This window comes from Kitasatospora cheerisanensis KCTC 2395 (assembly GCF_000696185.1).
GTDB classification, from domain to species: domain Bacteria; phylum Actinomycetota; class Actinomycetes; order Streptomycetales; family Streptomycetaceae; genus Kitasatospora; species Kitasatospora cheerisanensis.
Genome location: NZ_KK853997.1, coordinates 1463845 through 1464440, shown reverse-complemented (window position 1 = coordinate 1464440; position 596 = coordinate 1463845). Strand labels below are relative to the sequence as shown.

Annotated in this window: 1 protein-coding gene; it reads right to left on the bottom strand. The window is 70.8% G+C overall.

Annotated elements, in window-relative coordinates; all coding sequences use genetic code 11:
* On the bottom strand, positions 1-553 hold a 553-nt coding region (locus KCH_RS06525; RefSeq protein ID WP_035860054.1), incomplete at its 3' end, for an IS5/IS1182 family transposase.
* Positions 554-596 lie beyond the last annotated feature (43 nt).

Below are 596 nucleotides of genomic sequence, written 5' to 3'. Positions count from 1 at the left end.
CGGTGTTGATGTAGGCGCCGTCCGCCAGGACCGTGGCACCGGCGCATCGTGCGGGCAGGTCGGAGGCCCGCCAGACGTGTGCGTCGGCCTTGTTGCCCGGAGCCGGTCGGGCGGCGGCGACCACGAGACGGGTGTCCGCGTCGATGACGACCTGCACGTTCGCCGAGAACCGGTAGTTGCGACTCGAGGCGCCCACACCGCGGTCGCGCACCGGGACGAGGGTGCCGTCCACGATCCACAACCGGTCCGCGCCCGGAGCCGGCGGCCTCACGGGCTCCAGCGCCAGCAGCGGACCGAGTCGCCGGACGACCCGGCACACCGTCGCCGTCGACACCCCGAACAACGGGGCGAGCTGCCGCATCGTCAGGTTCGTCCGGTAGTACACCGCCACCAGCAGCACCCGTTCCGCCAACGGCAGGCACCACGGGCGACCACCACCGGGCCCGTTGCCGCCCCGCTCCCGCACCACCTTCACCAGGCCCTCGAACTGCCGCATCCGCAGACCCGTGAACGTCTCCACCCACAACGGCTCAGCCCGCAACACCCCACCCATACCGGAGAAATTCCCCGATCCAGGCCTTACGGAACAACCTTTA